The 17,502-nt window shown below is 44.7% G+C and carries 18 protein-coding genes; 14 read left to right on the forward strand and 4 right to left on the reverse strand.

What is annotated here, in order from left to right:
- Positions 1-31: 31 nt before the first annotated feature.
- The 3 genes from ctlX (at position 32) to JUB14_RS08695 (ending at position 2,266) form a co-directional block, all read left to right on the forward strand.
- A complete protein-coding gene (gene ctlX / locus JUB14_RS08685; RefSeq protein ID WP_207505981.1) occupies positions 32-988 on the forward strand; it encodes a citrulline utilization hydrolase CtlX in 957 nt (318 codons plus the stop codon).
- A gap of 210 nt (positions 989-1,198) precedes the next feature.
- On the forward strand, positions 1,199-1,663 hold the full coding sequence (locus tag JUB14_RS08690) for a ferritin-like domain-containing protein (RefSeq protein ID WP_207505468.1): 465 nt from the start codon (positions 1,199-1,201) through the stop codon (positions 1,661-1,663).
- 132 nt (positions 1,664-1,795) lie between these two features.
- Positions 1,796-2,266: a ferritin-like domain-containing protein gene (locus tag JUB14_RS08695; protein WP_207505469.1), complete on the forward strand. Its 471-nt coding sequence runs from the start codon at positions 1,796-1,798 to the stop codon at positions 2,264-2,266.
- Between the two features lie 147 nt (positions 2,267-2,413).
- Here JUB14_RS08695 and JUB14_RS08700 read toward each other — a convergent pair whose 3' ends face one another.
- Entirely contained in the window at positions 2,414-2,851 is a 438-nt protein-coding gene (locus JUB14_RS08700) for a hypothetical protein (RefSeq protein ID WP_207505470.1), read from the reverse strand.
- A gap of 592 nt (positions 2,852-3,443) precedes the next feature.
- Here JUB14_RS08700 and JUB14_RS08705 point away from each other — a divergent pair.
- A complete protein-coding gene (locus JUB14_RS08705) occupies positions 3,444-4,541 on the forward strand; it encodes an AI-2E family transporter (protein WP_262897598.1) in 1,098 nt (365 codons plus the stop codon).
- Positions 4,542-4,658: 117 nt separating this feature from the next.
- Here JUB14_RS08705 and JUB14_RS08710 read toward each other — a convergent pair whose 3' ends face one another.
- Positions 4,659-5,027, reverse strand: a complete 369-nt coding sequence (locus tag JUB14_RS08710; protein WP_207505472.1) for a response regulator — start codon at positions 5,025-5,027, stop codon at positions 4,659-4,661.
- A gap of 328 nt (positions 5,028-5,355) precedes the next feature.
- Between JUB14_RS08710 and JUB14_RS08715 the strand changes: the two genes are divergently transcribed.
- From JUB14_RS08715 to JUB14_RS08725, 3 genes are all read left to right on the forward strand, one after another.
- Entirely contained in the window at positions 5,356-5,736 is a 381-nt protein-coding gene (locus JUB14_RS08715; RefSeq protein WP_207505473.1) for a YtxH domain-containing protein, read from the forward strand.
- Positions 5,737-5,868: 132 nt separating this feature from the next.
- A complete protein-coding gene (locus JUB14_RS08720; RefSeq protein WP_207505474.1) occupies positions 5,869-6,246 on the forward strand; it encodes a phage holin family protein in 378 nt (125 codons plus the stop codon).
- A complete protein-coding gene (locus JUB14_RS08725) occupies positions 6,221-6,718 on the forward strand; it encodes a hypothetical protein (protein WP_207505475.1) in 498 nt (165 codons plus the stop codon). Before JUB14_RS08720 ends, JUB14_RS08725 begins: the two co-directional genes overlap by 26 nt.
- Position 6,719: 1 nt before the next feature.
- Here JUB14_RS08725 and JUB14_RS08730 read toward each other — a convergent pair whose 3' ends face one another.
- Both JUB14_RS08730 and JUB14_RS08735 read right to left on the reverse strand, forming a co-directional pair.
- Positions 6,720-7,136, reverse strand: a complete 417-nt coding sequence (locus JUB14_RS08730; protein ID WP_207505476.1) for a response regulator — start codon at positions 7,134-7,136, stop codon at positions 6,720-6,722.
- 13 nt (positions 7,137-7,149) lie between these two features.
- Positions 7,150-8,592: a sensor histidine kinase gene (locus tag JUB14_RS08735; protein WP_207505477.1), complete on the reverse strand. Its 1,443-nt coding sequence runs from the start codon at positions 8,590-8,592 to the stop codon at positions 7,150-7,152.
- A gap of 265 nt (positions 8,593-8,857) precedes the next feature.
- Between JUB14_RS08735 and rpoN the strand changes: the two genes are divergently transcribed.
- From rpoN to JUB14_RS08770, 7 genes are all read left to right on the forward strand, one after another.
- Entirely contained in the window at positions 8,858-10,312 is a 1,455-nt protein-coding gene (gene rpoN / locus JUB14_RS08740; protein WP_207505478.1) for an RNA polymerase factor sigma-54, read from the forward strand.
- Between the two features lie 24 nt (positions 10,313-10,336).
- Positions 10,337-11,779 (forward strand): sigma-54-dependent transcriptional regulator, encoded by a 1,443-nt coding sequence (locus tag JUB14_RS08745; RefSeq protein ID WP_207505479.1) that lies wholly within the window; start codon positions 10,337-10,339, stop codon positions 11,777-11,779.
- A 20-nt stretch (positions 11,780-11,799) separates the two neighbouring features.
- On the forward strand, positions 11,800-13,317 hold the full coding sequence (locus JUB14_RS08750) for a sensor histidine kinase (protein ID WP_207505480.1): 1,518 nt from the start codon (positions 11,800-11,802) through the stop codon (positions 13,315-13,317).
- Between the two features lie 19 nt (positions 13,318-13,336).
- Entirely contained in the window at positions 13,337-14,764 is a 1,428-nt protein-coding gene (locus JUB14_RS08755; protein WP_207505481.1) for a hybrid sensor histidine kinase/response regulator, read from the forward strand.
- A gap of 170 nt (positions 14,765-14,934) precedes the next feature.
- Positions 14,935-15,105 (forward strand): hypothetical protein, encoded by a 171-nt coding sequence (locus tag JUB14_RS08760; RefSeq protein ID WP_207505482.1) that lies wholly within the window; start codon positions 14,935-14,937, stop codon positions 15,103-15,105.
- A gap of 295 nt (positions 15,106-15,400) precedes the next feature.
- Positions 15,401-16,315, forward strand: coding sequence for a dihydrodipicolinate synthase family protein (locus JUB14_RS08765; RefSeq protein ID WP_207505483.1), 915 nt, complete (start codon positions 15,401-15,403; stop codon positions 16,313-16,315).
- Between the two features lie 4 nt (positions 16,316-16,319).
- Entirely contained in the window at positions 16,320-17,324 is a 1,005-nt protein-coding gene (locus JUB14_RS08770; protein ID WP_207505484.1) for a 4-hydroxyproline epimerase, read from the forward strand.
- Positions 17,325-17,502: the final 178 nt, after the last annotated feature.

Here is a 17,502-nt window from a genome sequence, read left to right on the forward strand (position 1 = left end):
AAATACCGAATCGTTGAATCAACCACAGCCTATGCGTAGTATCCGTACATCCACGCAGGTGCAGCCACAGGCTACCTCCCGTATCCTGATGGTCCGTCCGGTACAGTTTGCCTTTAATGAGCAGACTGCTGGTAGTAATGAGTTTCAGGATCGCGAATTTGCCGACGAGAACCGTAAAGTAGCCCAGCAAAAGGCCCTTCAGGAGTTTGAGCAGATAACAACTCAGCTGGTGTCGGCGGGGGTGGAGCTGGTAATCTATGATGATACAGCCAGTACCTATACGCCTGACTCGATCTTTCCGAATAACTGGGTGTCGTTCCACCAGAGTGGAAAGGTGGTGCTTTATCCTATGATGGCCCCTAACCGGCGGGCCGAGCGACGCATGGATATCATCGAAGACTTGAGAAAGTCATTCCATGTAGAAGAGATCATAGATCTTACCCATTTTGAAAACGAAGGGAAGTACCTGGAAGGTACCGGTAGCATGGTACTGGATCGTCGTTACAAGGTAGCCTATGCCTGCCTCTCTCCACGAACTCATTCGGATGTACTGGATGCATTTGCTGAAGCTACGGGCTACGAAGTTGTTAAGTTTGAAGCATCGGACGAAAACGATGTACCTGTCTACCATACCAATGTACTGATGTGTGTGGGAGACGTGTTTGCCGTAATATGTCTGGAGGCGATCAAGGATCCTGACCAGCGGCATAGTGTACGTTCTATACTGGAAGAAACTGGTAAGTATATTATTGAGATCACGCTGGATCAGGTACGTCAATTTGCCGGAAATATGCTGATGGTGCGTAATAAGAAGGATGAAAAGCTGCTGGTGATGTCGACCAGTGCGTATGAATCACTGACACCTCAGCAAATAGACGCGCTTGATGACTATGCATCGTTAGTACATGCTGATCTGTCTATGATTGAGGGTAATGGCGGCGGCTCGGCACGCTGCATGATGGCTGAGGTGCACCTGCCCCTTAAGTAGCCCTGTACGTTATATAGTATAACTATTGCAAGGTGTCTGTACGTAGAGCGTACAGACACCTTTTTTTGTAGAAAAGCCTATACATCCTCTGTCACTACCTCTTATTCCGAGGGTTTTATTTTCCCCAGATCATCTAAGCCTCAATCGTGCTGAACCTTGGCAAAGTTTTTTGACTACCCGTATGGAGTTATACTATAAATACTTACACTCATGGAACATAGCATTGAAAAAGCTCAGAAAGAGTTGAATAACCTTATCAAGCTCCATTACGACCGGATTGAAGGTTATGAGAGAGCGAAAGATGATACAAAAGATGCTGATCTGAAATCGCTGTTTACTACGTATGCTAATCAAAGCCGGGAGTTCAAGAATGAACTTAGCAGCGAAATGGTAAAATACGGTGGTGAGGTACCCGACGATAACAAATTCCTGGGTGACCTGCATAAAGCATGGATGGATCTTAAAGCGGCCATTACGAAAAATGACCGGGAGTCGGTTCTGAGCTCATGTGAGTTTGGAGAGCAGACTATTGTAGGAGCTTACGAAGATGTGCTTAAGTACGACGAAGATGATACCCGTATCCCGATGGCCCTTCGTACTGTTTTACAGAAGCAGTACGAGACTATAAAGTCAGCCTATAGTCGTATTCGTCAGCTACACTCCATTGCTGACTAACAAGGATAGATTCATATATACAGGAGGGACGGTAAAAGCTGTCCCTCCTTTGTTTACCCCTTACCCTGGTTATTCAGCACAGGACAAAATCAAGTAGATAAAAACACATTTGAAACCTTAACAAACACTATTATGGCTAATTATGATGAGAAAATTCACGGCGCACTGCAGTCGCTCGTAAAACTACATATTGATCGTATTAAAGGCTATGAGCATGCCAAGGAAGATACCGAAGATCGTGATCGTGACCTGATCATGCTATTTGACCACTACATAACCCAAAGCAAGAAGTTTAAGTCAGAACTGAACAGTGAGCTGATCAACTATAACGGTAAGATACCCGAAGACAGTACCTTCGCCGGTAAGCTGCACAAAGCCTGGATGGATCTGAAATCAGCCCTGACCGACCGGGACCGCGAAGCTGTACTGAATGAATGTGAGCATGGCGATAAGGTTCTTAGAGAAGGCTACGAGAAAGTACTTAACACCGAAGAGATGGTGATCCCGATGGAAATGAGAACTCTGATTCAAAATCAATACGATGAAATACTGATGGCTTATGACCGGATCAAAGTATTGAGAAATGCGGAATCTCACCATTGATAATTAAGACTACACATTCCTATCAATGCACGCGAAGCGGAAACTACTAGTAGTTTCCGCTTCGCGTGCATTGAGACAGGTACCATAAAAAACGTCACTCTCAATGAGAGCGACGTTTTTGAATTTAGTCAACCAGATGAGCCATTATTAATCGTTATCTGTATTGTTAATCTCTTTGCGGATCTCGGTAATAGTATTATCTACTCCCTGCTTGAAATCCTGCCAGGTTTCTTTGGTTTCTTTTTCCAGACGATCAAGTGATCGATCCAGTTCTTTACGCTCATCTTCTAATGCACGTTTGCGATCGCGCCAGCGAGCTTTCTCATTAGCACTGGCTCTTTCTATCTCTCTGTCTGCTTCTTCTATCTCTCTGTCAATCTCTGTTCTTGTTTCAGTGATTTCTCTTCTGGTTTCCTCTCTTTCAGTTTCCCAGGTAGCTTCAGCAGTTTCCATATTACGCTCCATGTCGTCTCCGGCTGACTCAGCAGTTTGCTCTGCGTTATTTTGAGTCCGGTCCGAACAGGCGGTAAAAGCAAATGTTCCCATTGTCAGCATTGCAGCTAACACATATGATGTCTTCTTCATTTTTGTTGATGTTATGTTAGTGAACAAAAAGTTAGCCTTCGCAAAAGAAGGCGTTGGTATCAGTTTGTACAGAAAAAGGGATACCAATCAGGAAAAGCGTATATACCAGCAGGTGATGTGGAATTTCCTGCCCGTAATTCAACGAAAGAGAGAAAGGAAGTACTCAAAAAGTTCAATTTTGATTTAATAGTCGCTATAACCGGGATTCTGCTTTTGGCACAGGTTTTTTAGCATCTACGGCAAGCACACATTGGAGAGGCGTTAGATTACTCATGATACGATGTGGTGGTTTATGGTTAAGGAAGCAAAATAGTCGGGTCGCATGACCTGACTATTTTTTTTGTTAAGCCCTGTAATGGATACGGTGGGGAGTGAGATAGCATTATGAGGAATATTGTACGCAAAAAAGAACAGTTTATAGAAAGACGGTAGCCGAAAAGGTACCCTGGCTTGCTGGCGTACGAATTGTAGGAAGAAGAAGCATAGCATATACAATGGCTTATTGTGTATGGCGGTTTAGAGGCAAGTTGATCCGGTTTATCAAATGAATATCGTAAAGCCATATCCCAAAATCCTTAGAATAGCAGCTACAATGGTTGTGGTGACACTAGGTGTCTATTGGATGATTTATTTAAAAGGGCTGCTCGTTCCTTTACTAGTTGCTAGTCTGCTGTCAGTACTTGTTTCACCCATTACTATTCAGCTAGAAGAGAAAGGAGTACCCCGCATTGGTGCTATAAGTGTTACGATTGTACTATTCTTAGGTTTGATCGCTGGTATACTGTACTTCGTCACCATGCAGATCACCGAGATGATTGCCATCTGGCCCGAGCTCTTACGCAAAGGGAGAGAATGGCTCTGGGAGCTTCAACTTATGGGGTACCGTACCTTCGGATTCCAGCCCAACAGCCAGATGAACAAGCTGCAGGAGATGTCAGCGGCTATGATAAGTGATAGTGGCTCGGCAGTTCTGATGTCTACCACTGCGACTCTAGCCGACACATTGCTGGTACCTTTATATATGTTCTTCATGCTTTACTACCGCAACTTCTTTTGTAGCTTTCTGTATAAGCTATTGGGCAGGGAGGAGAAACGCCGCGTCAACCGCATCCTGCTAAGGATCTATGATGTAGTACACAACTACCTGGCCGGACTATTCATTGTGATGGTTATAGTAGGTTCACTTAACACAATCAGCCTGCTGGTGCTGGATGTTGAATACGCGGTGTTCTTCGGTTTCTTTGCGGCCTTGCTGTTACTCATTCCTTACATAGGAGTTATCATTGGGTCGCTTCTGCCGATAGCGATGGCTTTAATCACCAAAGACTCACCCATGTATGCCCTTGGGGTGGCGGGGGCCTTTGTATTTATTCAGTTTATAGAAGGTAATTTTATTACTCCCTACATAGTAGGCTCTAAGATCAGTATTAATCCTATGATGGCAATTGTAGCTCTGGTACTCGGAGGAACTATCTGGGGTATACCGGGTATGGTCCTGGCGCTCCCTTTAATTGCCATCCTGAAGGTAGTTTTTGATCACTCTGAACGTCTAAAACCATTCGGATATATACTTGGAGAACCATTAGGATCAGACAATGTAGCTCCGGCCGGTGATGAAGATGATAGTAGCAGGGCCAGAAAGGAATTAAATGGTAAAGTATCTACTCAGGTGATTGATGAAGTAGCATAAGTGGTAAGCACTAGAAACCGGTACGGTTTCAGGGAAGGTCACTAGATTAAAGATATAGGTATAATACTGGTTACTATACTATTGGAGCTGAAAATTGGCGGGAGCTGGTTTTTAGCTCTATTCATTAGTAGGATGCTGATTATTTATGATCTTGGTAATTTCGACAAAGCTGATAGGCTTATCCAGGAAATAATCAGCCCCTTTCTTCAATGCTTCGTCCCGAAGGTTTGACATAGCGCTCATCATCACAATCCGAATACCCATTGCTTTGATAGCTTCAATCTCGTTAATGCCTTTTCCGTCCGGTAAGTTATTGTCAAGAAATACCCACTGTGGCTTTAACTCATTCACATAAGTCAAGCCATCACTGATCGTAGTAGCTACTTTGATAGTAGTGTCAGGGGATTTAGTTTTTACTTGTCTGAGTAAAAACTTTTGAATCAATATGCCTAGATCTACTTCGTCTTCTATAATTACAATATTCATATGGGGCATATTAATTAGCGAACTCCAATCTGTGGGTTGTTGTGTATAGGATATCATTTGCAAATGTAACAACCAAACTACTCAATTAAAATTGAGCATTAGATAATAAACTAAAATAATCTTGCCATCTGTGTACTCTACTTATCCTCTGGATGATACTCCTGTGCAGGAACTTCATTCCACAACATGTAGAAAGCTATTCTCGGTAAGATAGTACATAAGCTTAAAAATATCTCAATAAGGCTCTATTATGCTATGGAACGGGGTTTTTTAGGTTTAGTACCAAAATGAGCATCAACTTTAAATGTTAACCAAAAAAACAAAAACCATGACTAACAGCAAAGTATTTTGGGGAATTGTTACAGCCGCTGCAACCGGTGCTGTTATCGGAATGCTATTCGCACCCGAGGAAGGTACCAACACCCGCAGAAGAATCAAACGTTCAGCCAATGACTGGGCCACTGATATGCTTGATAAACTGGAACAGGGTAAAACAAAGGTACGTGATGCTGCATCACGACTGAATACCCAAAGCCAGGAATTAAGAGATCGCTACAACTCAGATGATAATGATCAGGACTCTGACAGAGATTTGGCTTATAGATCAAGAACTACCGGTACTACTGGAACAACAGGAACCACTGGAACTACTACCGGCACTACCGGGACTGGTACTATTGGCTCTACCGGAACAAGTACAGGTATTTAAGCCTTGATCAAAAGAGGTAGTGCCTAAGGCATATATGCATTACCTCTTATCCCACTTACTTGTACATGGTGATAGTGATACCTATACCCGCATCTGTACACACACTATTATTTTACCTAAGCTAAGAATATTATGTTACTGCAAGACGCCAAAACTAAAGCTGAAGAAACCTTTGGTCATTTGATTGACTACGCAGAGGCTCGCTGGAATGTAATTGCTCTGCAGATATCTGAGAAAACCGCCAATGTAGCCTCGTCTATCATTACCGGCCTGGCGCTGGCAGTAATTGGTCTTATATCTCTTGTATTCCTGAGTATTGCTATTGCCATGTGGGTAGGTGATATGCTGGATAGCATTCCTGCTGGCTATTTGATCGTAGCTGCGATCTATGCTATCGTAGGAGGCGTGCTGTTCAGTAACCGTAAGAAGTGGATTTTTTTACCACTTATGAATTCTATCCTTGAATCCCTATACCGAGAAAAAGATGACAATGATAAAAACAGTAGATGATTTGCGGGCACAGCGTGCTCTGGCTCATAATGACCTGGAGGTAGCCAAATCCAAGCTCAAAGAAGATACTGATACCTGGCTTGGAGAAACAGAACCCGTACGGCGAGTAACCTTCCTGATGGGAGATTTATTCAAAAACCGCTATCAGGGGGTAATGGCCAAGAGTATCCAGGCAGGTGTAACTGCCGTAATGGGTAAAACTGTACTACGAAAGCTACCTACTCCTCTGAACTACATCGTACCCCACATGATTAACAATGCTATTGTTAATTATACCAACCGCCACGGAGAGAAGTGGCTGATCATGGGATTGCGGTGGTTAAAAGATGTTACTGAAGAAAAACCGGAGGAAAGATATACATACCCTGTGGCCACAACGACCACTGACACTACCTATACTACATCATATAATGATAATACAGCGCTGCCAGCTACTGATGCTAGCACGCCACAAACAATGATTCCCTCATAAGTTATGAGGGAATCATTGCTGTATTTAACCAAAAGTCGCTGATTTTCTGAATGACATCTTTCAGATGCTCATAACTCGATGGCTTTACAACGTAGCTATTGGCACCCAGAAAATACGATGAGTTAACATCATCTGGCGCTTTGGAAGTGCTGAAAATAATAATTGGAATCGAACGAAGTTGCTTATCAGATTTCAATACCTTTAATACCTCACGGCCATCCCGTTTTGGCATATTCAGATCAAGCAGGATAAAAGAAGGAGCATTGTCACCCGAGGTAGTACTTAGGTGATTAAGTAACTGTTCACCATCCTCAAAGAAGAGTATATGGTGTGGGATGTTGTTGTCCTCAAATGCAGCCTGTACCAGAAAGCGGTCATCAGCGTCATCATCAGCCATTAATATGCTCTGATTAATCATGAGGTATGTTCTTCTAGCTAATAAAAGGTTGTATCGGCAAATATATAAAAAATTTAGCACCTTTCCCTTCCTGTCCTTCGGCAATAATATAGCCATTATGGTTAGATATAACCCGGCGACATATGGCAAGGCCTATACCTGTTCCTTCAAACTCACCCCGGCCGTGTAATCTTTGAAATATGACAAATATTTTTTCAGCATATTCGGGGCTGAAACCAATGCCATTATCAGCAAATTCAATCCGGTGAAACTGTAATTCTTTATGAGCGGGCTTAATGTTAGGTATCTCACTGCCTCCCACTAATTTATAAGAAATAGTGATATGAGGTATAACCTCTGGTTTACTATATTTTATGGAATTAGAGACAAGGTTTTGAAAGAGCTGAATCATTTGCACCGGATATGCTTCCAAGCCAGGCAAATACGCCGAGTCAATAACAACATTACGCTCCTTAATAGTTTCCGATAGGTTACTTTTTACTTCTTTCAGTATTTCATTGAGGTCTACCTCCTGCGCGTTATCTCCCGGATTAACAAGTCTTGAAAAGGCAAGTAAGTCATTAATAAGCAGTTGCATACGTTGAGCAGAATCGTTAATTTTGTCTAGCATGATCAGAGCATCGCCTTTGAGCTGCTGCCTGTGCTTCAGCAGCAGACGGTCCGAGAAGGATTGTATCTTACGTAAAGGCTCCTGAAGGTCATGGGAAGCTACGTACGCAAACTGCTCAAGTTCATTATTAGAGCGGTTGAGGTTCTCAACTTTATTTTCCAGTTCTATCCGATACAGGTTGTTGCGACGGAGTTCCCGATCAAGCAGGATAAACGAAGCGGTTAAAAACACCAGAGCTACCAGCATAATTACCCAGTTGTACCGGAATACCTGCTTCTTGTAGTTATCCCGGCTTTGCATCCGGTTATGCATCAATTTAGTTTGTGCTATACTCAGGTCATCCATAATGCGGTTGGCCTCGGCTATCAGGACGGAGGCATCCCGTAGTAGTGCCTCCTGATCCTGTCGGTTGGCAGTGTAAGTACTATCGGTCCAGTATATGTGAGTTCTTTCGTATAGCTCGTCCAGTGTAGCCTCCAGTTCCTTGACCCGCTTATTGAGGGGAGGAGGGGTAATGAGTGAATCGAGCTGGTTCAGCAGAGGGTCCAGATCGCTTATGTGCTTGTGGATGGCTCGTTTATTTGCTTCATCCCGTAGTAGCAGATAGGTGCGTCCATGATAGACAGTTTGATAAAATTTTGATGAAGTTTTCTCGAGGGTATTCATAATCTGCTGGGTGTGATCAACCCGTTCAGAGTAGAAAATCAGCTCCTCATTGATTTTATGATAACTATATGATAAAGCGATGATGAGCAGGATAGATATACCAAACAGAAAACGGATAGCCCATGTAAGCTGACGCTCGTCCAATGATCTGTTTAATAAGCGTAGAGAGGTAAGATTCATTATAGAGGACTACTGAGTAAAAAGTACACAAATCGGATAAGAATACACAGAGTGTAGAAATAATTACTCACGAAAAATGGTTACATTTACAGTGCCAGTTTGGTATTCCTGAGACATAAAAAAATAAGCTATACGAATGTTAGTCAAATTGATAGTTAAGTGGTTATAAGTTGGGGCTTCTACTAAAAGAAGTTTAGACCAAGTGACCTAAACGAATGTGGAATCAGATTTTGAGATACGCTAACACAAATATTATTAAATAAGTATGCAGCGACAAACCCAAGTTCAACGACAAACGTTGAAATACTCTCCGCTACAAATTCAAATGCTCAATCTTTTGCATTTGACCACTTTGGAATTGGAGCAGCGTATTAAGGAGGAGATGGAGGAAAACCCTGTGCTTGAAGAGGGTAAGGATGAGAATTCAACGGAAGAAGAAAAAGTAGAGGATTTACTGGACCCGGGTGAAACGGTAGGAGTGGGCGATGACGAAGTGCCCGTTATGCAGGACTATTACGATTGGGATGAATTCAGAGATGATGATATTCCTGATTATAAAACCTACGCCAATAACTTCTCGGCTGATGACGAGCTATACACCCGCCCGATGGTCGAGACGGTTTCATTCAGAGATGAACTTAAAGAACAGGTTCACTTTCTCCGACTGAATGAGCGTCAGCAACTTATAGCCGACTTTATCTTAGATTCACTTGACGAGGACGGATTTTTGCGCCGCGAAAGTGATGTCATGGCCGATGATATCTCCTTTGCCAACAGCATATTTGTGGATCCTGATGAGGTGGAATCAATGCTGAGAATGATACAGCAACTGGATCCGGCTGGAATTGCCGCGCGGGACTTAAAGGAGTGTCTCCTGATCCAGCTTGACCGCATGAACCACAAAGGCGAAAATTGGGAATTAGGCCGTAAAATAGTGTCAGAAACCTTCGATGAACTAGGCTCACGCAATTATGATAAAATAATGCGGGTGCTCGAAATTGGCGAAGAAGAGCTCAAAAACGCTATTCAGCTGATTACATCACTTAATCCCAAACCTGCCTCTAGCCTCCGGAACGACGCACTGATCAATGATAGTATCAAGCCTGACTTCCTGTTGCGCTATACGGATGACGGCGATATAGAAGTACAGCTAGCCTGGGGAAATAGCCCTGCTCTGCGAATGAGCAAGCTATTTACAGAAATGGCCGAAAAGAAGAACGACCGGGCTACAAACCAGTTCCTGAAGAACAAGATCAATTCGGCTAAGTGGTTTATTGATGCCATTAAGCAGCGCGAAACCACGATGCTTAATACCTTGAAGGCTATCGTGAGGCTGCAGTACGATTACTTTCAGACGGGGGATATCAAGAAGCTACGCCCCATGATCCTGAAAGATGTTGCCGAAATGATCGATATGGATATCTCTACGATCTCCAGGGTGACGACCAATAAGTACGTACAGACACCCTTTGGCATTATTTTGTTAAAAGACTTATTTACTGAAGGAGTAGCTAGTGAGGATGGTACCGAAGTCTCTAACCGGGCTATACAGGAGGCTATTCGTGAAATCGTCGATGCAGAAGATAAGCGTCATCCTTTGAACGATCAACAAATCACCGATATGCTTGCCGATCGCGGATACAACGTGGCACGGCGCACCGTAGCTAAGTACCGTGAACAACTAAATATACCTACTGCCCGCTTGCGTGTAGTGATATAGGCAAACCCTACTTACCATACTTATATGAAAAAAATACTAGTGGTTGATGACGAAGCGGACATCTGTATGCTCCTCAAGCGTTTTTTGACCAAGAATGATTTTCAGGTCGAAACGGCCCAGACCGGAAAACGAGGCTTGCAACTGGTAGATGAGTTCAAGCCAGACCTCGTGATGACAGACTTCCGGTTAGGGGACATTACAGGGTCCGAATTACTGATTAACATTAAGTCCAAATTGCCGCATATACCCGTGCTTATTATAACCGGCTACTCTGATATCAAGATAGCTGTGAATGTAATGAAGCAGGGGGCATATGATTATATTACCAAGCCGCTGTTTCCGGACGAGATTCTGGTAACAGTTAATAAGGCTCTCAAAGACGCCGAAAATAACACCGGTGAGGAAGCCTCACAGGCCGAAAGCGAAACCAAGGCGAGTACTCCAAGTACTACGCCGGGTAAAATGCCTTTCCGACTGAAGTCAGGCTACATCATGGGGCAGAGCAAGATAGCCGAAGAGTTATACCGCCAGATTGACCTGGTAGCCCCCACCAATTATAGTGTGATTATCTACGGTGAAAGTGGCTCTGGTAAGGAAGCCATTGCTCACGAAATACATAATCGGTCGAGCCGTAAGAACAAGCCATTCGTAGCGATGGACTGTGGCGCCATCTCCAAAGAACTTGCGGGTAGTGAACTGTTCGGTCACGAGAAAGGATCGTTTACGGGAGCTTTACAAACCAAGATTGGCCACTTCGAAATGGCCAATGGTGGTACCCTGTTCCTGGATGAGGTTGCTAACCTCTCGTACGAAATTCAGATGGCTCTGCTGCGGGTAGTGCAGGAGCGTCGTATGCGCCGGATCGGTGGAAATAAGGAGATAGATCTGGATGTACGTATCATCGTGGCAAGTAACGAAGTCCTACTGGATGCTGCCAAGAAAGGCAAGTTCCGTGAGGATCTTTACTATCGTTTCAATGAGTTTACGATTGTTGTTCCATCCTTACGTGATCGGAAAGAAGATATTATGCTCTTTGCCGAAGCCTTCCTGGACTCTACTAACGAAGAGCTGAACAAACAGGTGAAGGGATTCTCAGATGATGTGATCAATGACTTCATGAATTACGAGTGGCCGGGTAACCTTCGGGAGCTGAAAAATGTGATCAAGCGTGCCACGCTTCTTTCGGATGGGGAGTATATCGAAGAGAAAACGTTGCCCTTCGAAATTGTAAATTATCAGAAGCTCAAAGAACTTGATACAGAATTTGGATCTATAAGTACCACCATAGAGCCTACACCTGAGGCAGAGCAGAAGCCTAGTCTTAAAACAGTTGCCAATGAAGCTGAGTACGATATGATTATGCAGGTGCTTCGTCAGGTAAACTTCAATAAAAGTAAAGCAGCCCGCTTGTTGAACATTGACCGCAAGACGCTTTATAATAAGATGAAGCAGTTTGATATGCAATAATTCTTATAGGAAGGATAGGAATGACGGATTTAAAAAAGATATCTCATCCATTTGGAATTAACGATCTTTTGAATGCTTCAGCCAGCGGCTTGATCCTTTTTAAGAAAGAAAGGTCGGGAGATGATGGAAGAGAGCAGTTTTTTTGTACTACAGATAATGCTTCAGCACAACGACTTACTGGAAAAACTTTACTGACGGGCAAAACCTGGGAAGATATAATGGGGCAGCATGCTCCTGCCACTGTTACGGATGCTATTGAGCATTCGGAGACAGAAGTATATTTTCATGATTCGGATTTGTGGTGCCGCGTGAGCAATGCTCCTATCGACTCCGACTATTTTCTGTGTACCCTCTATGATATTTCCAAAAGAAAAGAACTGGAGGTAAGGCATGATTATCACGACAGGCTTCTTAGTGATGCTGAATTAACCATGCGTTTTGGTAGCTGGACCTGGGATATTTCCCAGGGACCGGATGGCCCGCTTAGCTGGACCAGTGGTACTTACTACCTCCTGGGATACAAGCAGGAAACTCTCACAGCACCAATCAGCTACTCCTTTTTTCTTCAGCACGTACATCCTGACGACCTCGAAACGCTGGATGCCAACATCAGGGAAGCCGTTAAAAACCGAAAATCTTTTGCAGAGGAATACCGGATTATTACGGCTACCGGTGAAGAGAAAAACGTTATCAGCCGGGGGCAGTTTATCAATGATGAATTGAAAAACAGGGTGGTATACATCGGAAATATCTTTGATATCACTTCTCTAAAAGTCATTCAGAACGAACTGGAGCGCAGGGTAGAGGATCTGAACAAATCCAACGAGGATCTGGAACAGTTTGCTTACGTAGCCTCGCATGACCTGCAGGAGCCTTTACGTAAGATCGTTTCGTTTGGAGAGCGTCTGGAAAGCAGAAGCCGGGGTGCTCTGAACGAAGAGCAACGGCTGTACCTGGATCGTATCCTGAACGCCACCCGGCGTATGCAGGAGATGATCAGCAACCTGCTTGAGTTCTCGCGGGTAGCCCGTACCAAGGATGGCTTTGTACCGACTGACCTGAACGCCATACTTAAGAGTACTATCAGCGATCTTGAAATTACAATTCAGCAAAAAAACGCCCTGGTAATGGTTGGAGATCTACCCGAAATTGAAAGTATACCGTCTCAGATGTCGCAGCTTTTCATGAATCTGCTTTCTAACGCGCTGAAATTTACAAAGCGGGAAGTAAGGCCAATTATCAAGATCGAAGCTGAGTTTCTGAAAAACAATGAAGTCATCAAGCAGGGACTGATACCAGATAAATCTTACGTACGTTTAACTGTATGCGATAACGGTATTGGATTTGAGAATGAGCAGGCCAATCGCATATTTACGCTATTTCAGCGCCTACGCGGACGCTCCGAGTTTGAAGGAGCCGGTATTGGACTTTCAGTGTGTAAAAAAGTAGTTGAAAATCATTCAGGCACTATTGAGGCAAGAGGCATACCCGATGGGGGAGCGACTTTTACCATAGTTCTTCCTATCAGTCAGTCTTGATTTTATACCCCTTCTGAAAATGTTAGATAAACCTATTAACGTCTTGCTCGTAGATGACGATGAAGACGATTTTCTTCTTACAAGTGCTTGCTTTAATGACCTCGACAAGTGGAATTTTAGCCTTACCTGGTGCCCTACGTATCAGGAGGCCATACATAATTTAAAAACCTGTAAGCACGATCTCTATATATTTGACTTTTTACTTGGTGAACGTAACGGAATAGACCTCCTTGGTGAAGCTCTTGAGAATCAATGTGAGGAGCCAATCATACTACTGACTGGTAAAGGGGATGAAAAAGTAGCCGTAGAGGCGCTACGATTGGGGGCTGCTGACTACCTTATCAAAAGCGAACTCGAACCCCAGATACTCGAGCGTAGTATCCGGTATGCCCTGGAACGCACCAACGTACTCAAAGCCCTACGACAAAGCGAGCGCCGTTACAGACGTGTATTTGAGGAGTCGAAAGATATGCTCTTTATCAGTGACCTTAAAGGCAAGGTTCTGGATTTTAATCAGGCAGCCGTACAGCTTACCGGATTCGAAACCTCAGAACTGCTGAATAATTCACTGCCTGATATGCTGGATGGGCAGGAGTTAAAGGCTATCTGGGAAGAAATAAAAGAGGGTACTGACCTGCACGACCGGGAAGTAAGGTTGATGACTAAGAGTGGCGAAAAGAAGTACTGCCTGATGTCGGCCTCGGTGGAAGTTGACTTCGAGACCAGGTACATACAGGGGCGTTTTCACGATATTACCTCGCGTAAACAGTCAGAGCGGGAAAGATTATTTTCGGAGAAGCTGGCGGTAACGAGCCGTCTGATCCGGATGCTGGCCCATGAGGTACGTAATCCGCTCACGAACGTTAACCTGTCGGCCGAGCAGCTGGAATCAGAGCTGGAAAGCGAAGACCAGAAGTTCTACACCCAGATTATCAAGCGTAACTGTACCCGGATCAATGACCTGATCACGCAGCTCCTGCAGTCGGCACGTCCGTCCGAAATAACGCTTGTACCCCAGGACCTTCACCAGGTACTTGACGAAGCGCTGGCAGCAGCCTTTGACCGTTTACAGCTCAAGAAGATACAGGTAGATAAGGAGTATGATTCTGTGGATCTGACACTGGCTCTGGATTCAACTTCCCTCCAGATAGCCATACTCAATATCATCAATAATGCCATTGAGGCCATGGATGAAGGAACGGGTGTGCTTAAAGTTACGACCCGGCGCTCTGATCAGGATATACAGGTACTGATTGCTGATAACGGATCAGGTATCAGTGAAGAAAATATGCGCAAAATATTTGAGCCTTACTTCACTGGTAAGAAAACTGGTATGGGTATTGGCTTGGCTACTACACTAAGCATTGTAGAGTCACACCGGGGGCGGATAGATGTGCAGTCGGAGGAAGGAGTAGGTACTGTATTTACCATGAGCTTCTCTTTATAGTAGGGTAGTGGACTGGCTTTAAATGTCTTACCCACTGTGTTGACCACAGTTACTACTCATTTGTGAATTTGATTCCACAGGTTTTATTCAGGTTACTGCCACAGAAGCCCAAATCATCTCGGGTATACTTTTAGTCTATCATTTAGTCTACACGACTAAATGATAGACTAATGGAAATGCTGATTGTGTTTATACTGTCCATGATTATTGGTGTACTGGCCGCCTATCGGGTTGAGAAAATGTCAAAGAAGCCCGGCCGGCTCAATACTAACCGTCCTTCATCGGACTTCCGAATGACTCTGCGCCAATTCGAGAAAAAAGCTCGTCAGATTCATTTTTGATAGTAAGTAAGGCAACTTATGAACCCGTGCATACTTCTATATACTTGATACTATAAAGTACCAATTGCGGATAGTAACTACTATTCTGCTCCGACTTCTTATACCTGTTTACTTCCCGTAACTTCTCGATTTTTCTTCTGATTTATAGATAGCTGATTGGAGGTGTAGCCACTTTCAGGGCTGACTTTTGTAACATTTATCACTTCCTTCTTAGCCATACAGCAGAAATGTTGGGAAATTCGGCATTCCTTTGCTTACTTTCCTTTTTACTTATTTAACCTATCTGCTGTTATTCATGTCTCTTAACTGGCAAGGGGTATATCCGGCCCTTACAACAAAATTCACAGAGGACGATGTCCTTGATCTTTCCATGTTTCAAAAGAACCTCGACGCTCAGCTGGAAGCAGGTGTTGATGGTGTTATACTAGGGGGCTCCCTGGGTGAGGCAAGTACCCTTACTAATCAGGAAAAAGAGCAACTCGTGAAGTACGCGGTAGAGTACCTGGATGGCAAAGTACCTGTGGTGCTCAACATTGCCGAAGGTACCACCAAAGAAGCTATACGTCGCGCTGAAGAGGCTGCGGCCTGGGGGGCCAAAGGACTAATGGCGCTTCCCCCTATGCGATACAAAGCTGACGACCGCGAAACAACGGAATTCTTTAAAGCCATTGGGAAGGCTACGGATCTACCAATCATGATCTATAACAATCCTGTAGACTATAAGATAGAAGTAACTCCGGCTATGTTCGAAGAGCTGCTTAAACTGGATACTATACAGGCCGTAAAGGAGTCAACGCGTGATATATCCAATGTGACCCGCCTGCGTAACCACTTTGGCGACCGGCTCAGCATCCTGTGTGGGGTAGATACCCTGGCTATGGAAGAGCTGGTTATGGGAGCCGATGGTTGGGTAGCCGGACTGGTGTGTGCGTTCCCCCGCGAGACCGTAGCGATATACAGACTGGTCAAAGCCGGCCGTCTGGAAGAAGCCCGCCAGATCTACCGGTGGTTTATGCCGCTGCTGGAGCTGGACCTGCACCCCAAGCTGGTACAGTACATCAAGCTGGCCGAAACGCATACCGGTATAGGTTCAGAGCATGTACGTGCTCCCCGCCTTACCCTGGTTGGAGAAGAGCGTAGCCGCATTGAGAAGATTATTACGGATGGCTTAGCTGCCCGTCCTGCCTTACCTGATTACCTGGCACTCTGATACCATGGCCGATAAGCATTTCTTTTGTATTGATGCCCATACCTGTGGTAATCCGGTTCGGGTCGTCACAGGAGGCGCTATACCTACACTGGAAGGAGCCTCTATGAGCGAAAAGCGTCTCCACTTCATGCGGGAGTATGACTGGATTCGCAAGAGCCTGATGTTTGAGCCCCGCGGACACGACATGATGTCGGGCAGTATCTTGTATCCACCTACTGATCCCGCTAACGATGTAGGAGTACTTTTTATCGAAACGTCGGGTTGCCTGCCCATGTGCGGGCATGGCACCATTGGTACCGTAACGGTAGCAATAGAGCAGGGGTTGGTGACACCCAGGCAGCCGGGTTTACTCAAACTGGAAGTACCCGCCGGACTGGTAACGGCCGAGTACCGCCAGGAGGGTAAGAAGGTAAAATCCGTCAAGATCACAAATGTAAAGTCGTATCTGGCAGCTGAGGGTATTGAGGTAGAATGCCCTGAGTTAGGAAAGCTGACCGTGGATGTGGCCTACGGAGGAAACTACTATGCGATAGTAGACCCTCAGCCTAACTTCCCCGGCCTGCAGCACTTCAAAGCGGAGCAACTGGTTGCCTGGGCGCGTACCCTGCGGGAGCGAATCAACCAGGTACATACCTTTGTACATCCCGAGAATCCTTCCATTCAGGGACTAAGCCATATACTCTGGACCGGGGAGCCTTTGGACGGAGCCTCTACCGCTCGTAATGCTGTTTTCTATGGAGAGAAGGCCATTGATCGTTCGCCTTGTGGTACGGGTACCTCCGCCCGTATGGCGCAGTGGTACGCGCAGGGCAGGCTCAAGCCGGGTGAGGTCTTTGTACACGAGAGTATCATCGGTTCCAAGTTCACCGGACGTATCGAAGCCGAAACAGAGCTGGCCGGTCATGCCGCCATAGTACCCAGCATAGAAGGTTGGGCGGTTATACATGGGTATAATCATATAATACTGGATGAAGAAGATCCGTACGTACACGGGTTCCAGGTCATATAGTGTAAGACATTGTGAAATAACTAAAAAGCCGGCTTCAAGTGAAACCGGCTTTTTTATAAACACAATTTTTCAACCCATTCCACAGGAAGTTCTGACGGAACTGCTACTTTGTGGTAGCTATATCAAAGATAAGAAATCTATATCCTGTAACGCTTTGACTTCAATTAGAAATACATTA

The organism is Telluribacter humicola (assembly GCF_017355935.1).
Lineage (GTDB): Bacteria > Bacteroidota > Bacteroidia > Cytophagales > Spirosomataceae > Telluribacter > Telluribacter humicola.

Excerpts from the sequence above, each read along its gene's own strand:
- ctlX (WP_207505981.1), top strand. The coding sequence starts at position 32 with ATGCGTAGTATCCGTACATCCACGCAGGTGCAGCCACAGGCTACCTCC.
- JUB14_RS08690 (WP_207505468.1), top strand. The coding sequence starts at position 1,199 with ATGGAACATAGCATTGAAAAAGCTCAGAAAGAGTTGAATAACCTTATC.
- JUB14_RS08695 (WP_207505469.1), top strand. The coding sequence starts at position 1,796 with ATGGCTAATTATGATGAGAAAATTCACGGCGCACTGCAGTCGCTCGTA.
- JUB14_RS08700 (WP_207505470.1), bottom strand. The coding sequence starts at position 2,851 with ATGAAGAAGACATCATATGTGTTAGCTGCAATGCTGACAATGGGAACA.
- JUB14_RS08705 (WP_262897598.1), top strand. The coding sequence starts at position 3,444 with ATGGTTGTGGTGACACTAGGTGTCTATTGGATGATTTATTTAAAAGGG.
- JUB14_RS08710 (WP_207505472.1), bottom strand. The coding sequence starts at position 5,027 with ATGAATATTGTAATTATAGAAGACGAAGTAGATCTAGGCATATTGATT.
- JUB14_RS08715 (WP_207505473.1), top strand. The coding sequence starts at position 5,356 with ATGACTAACAGCAAAGTATTTTGGGGAATTGTTACAGCCGCTGCAACC.
- JUB14_RS08720 (WP_207505474.1), top strand. The coding sequence starts at position 5,869 with ATGTTACTGCAAGACGCCAAAACTAAAGCTGAAGAAACCTTTGGTCAT.
- JUB14_RS08725 (WP_207505475.1), top strand. The coding sequence starts at position 6,221 with ATGACAATGATAAAAACAGTAGATGATTTGCGGGCACAGCGTGCTCTG.
- JUB14_RS08730 (WP_207505476.1), bottom strand. The coding sequence starts at position 7,136 with ATGATTAATCAGAGCATATTAATGGCTGATGATGACGCTGATGACCGC.
- JUB14_RS08735 (WP_207505477.1), bottom strand. The coding sequence starts at position 8,592 with ATGAATCTTACCTCTCTACGCTTATTAAACAGATCATTGGACGAGCGT.
- rpoN (WP_207505478.1), top strand. The coding sequence starts at position 8,858 with ATGCAGCGACAAACCCAAGTTCAACGACAAACGTTGAAATACTCTCCG.
- JUB14_RS08745 (WP_207505479.1), top strand. The coding sequence starts at position 10,337 with ATGAAAAAAATACTAGTGGTTGATGACGAAGCGGACATCTGTATGCTC.
- JUB14_RS08750 (WP_207505480.1), top strand. The coding sequence starts at position 11,800 with ATGACGGATTTAAAAAAGATATCTCATCCATTTGGAATTAACGATCTT.
- JUB14_RS08755 (WP_207505481.1), top strand. The coding sequence starts at position 13,337 with ATGTTAGATAAACCTATTAACGTCTTGCTCGTAGATGACGATGAAGAC.
- JUB14_RS08760 (WP_207505482.1), top strand. The coding sequence starts at position 14,935 with ATGGAAATGCTGATTGTGTTTATACTGTCCATGATTATTGGTGTACTG.
- JUB14_RS08765 (WP_207505483.1), top strand. The coding sequence starts at position 15,401 with ATGTCTCTTAACTGGCAAGGGGTATATCCGGCCCTTACAACAAAATTC.
- JUB14_RS08770 (WP_207505484.1), top strand. The coding sequence starts at position 16,320 with ATGGCCGATAAGCATTTCTTTTGTATTGATGCCCATACCTGTGGTAAT.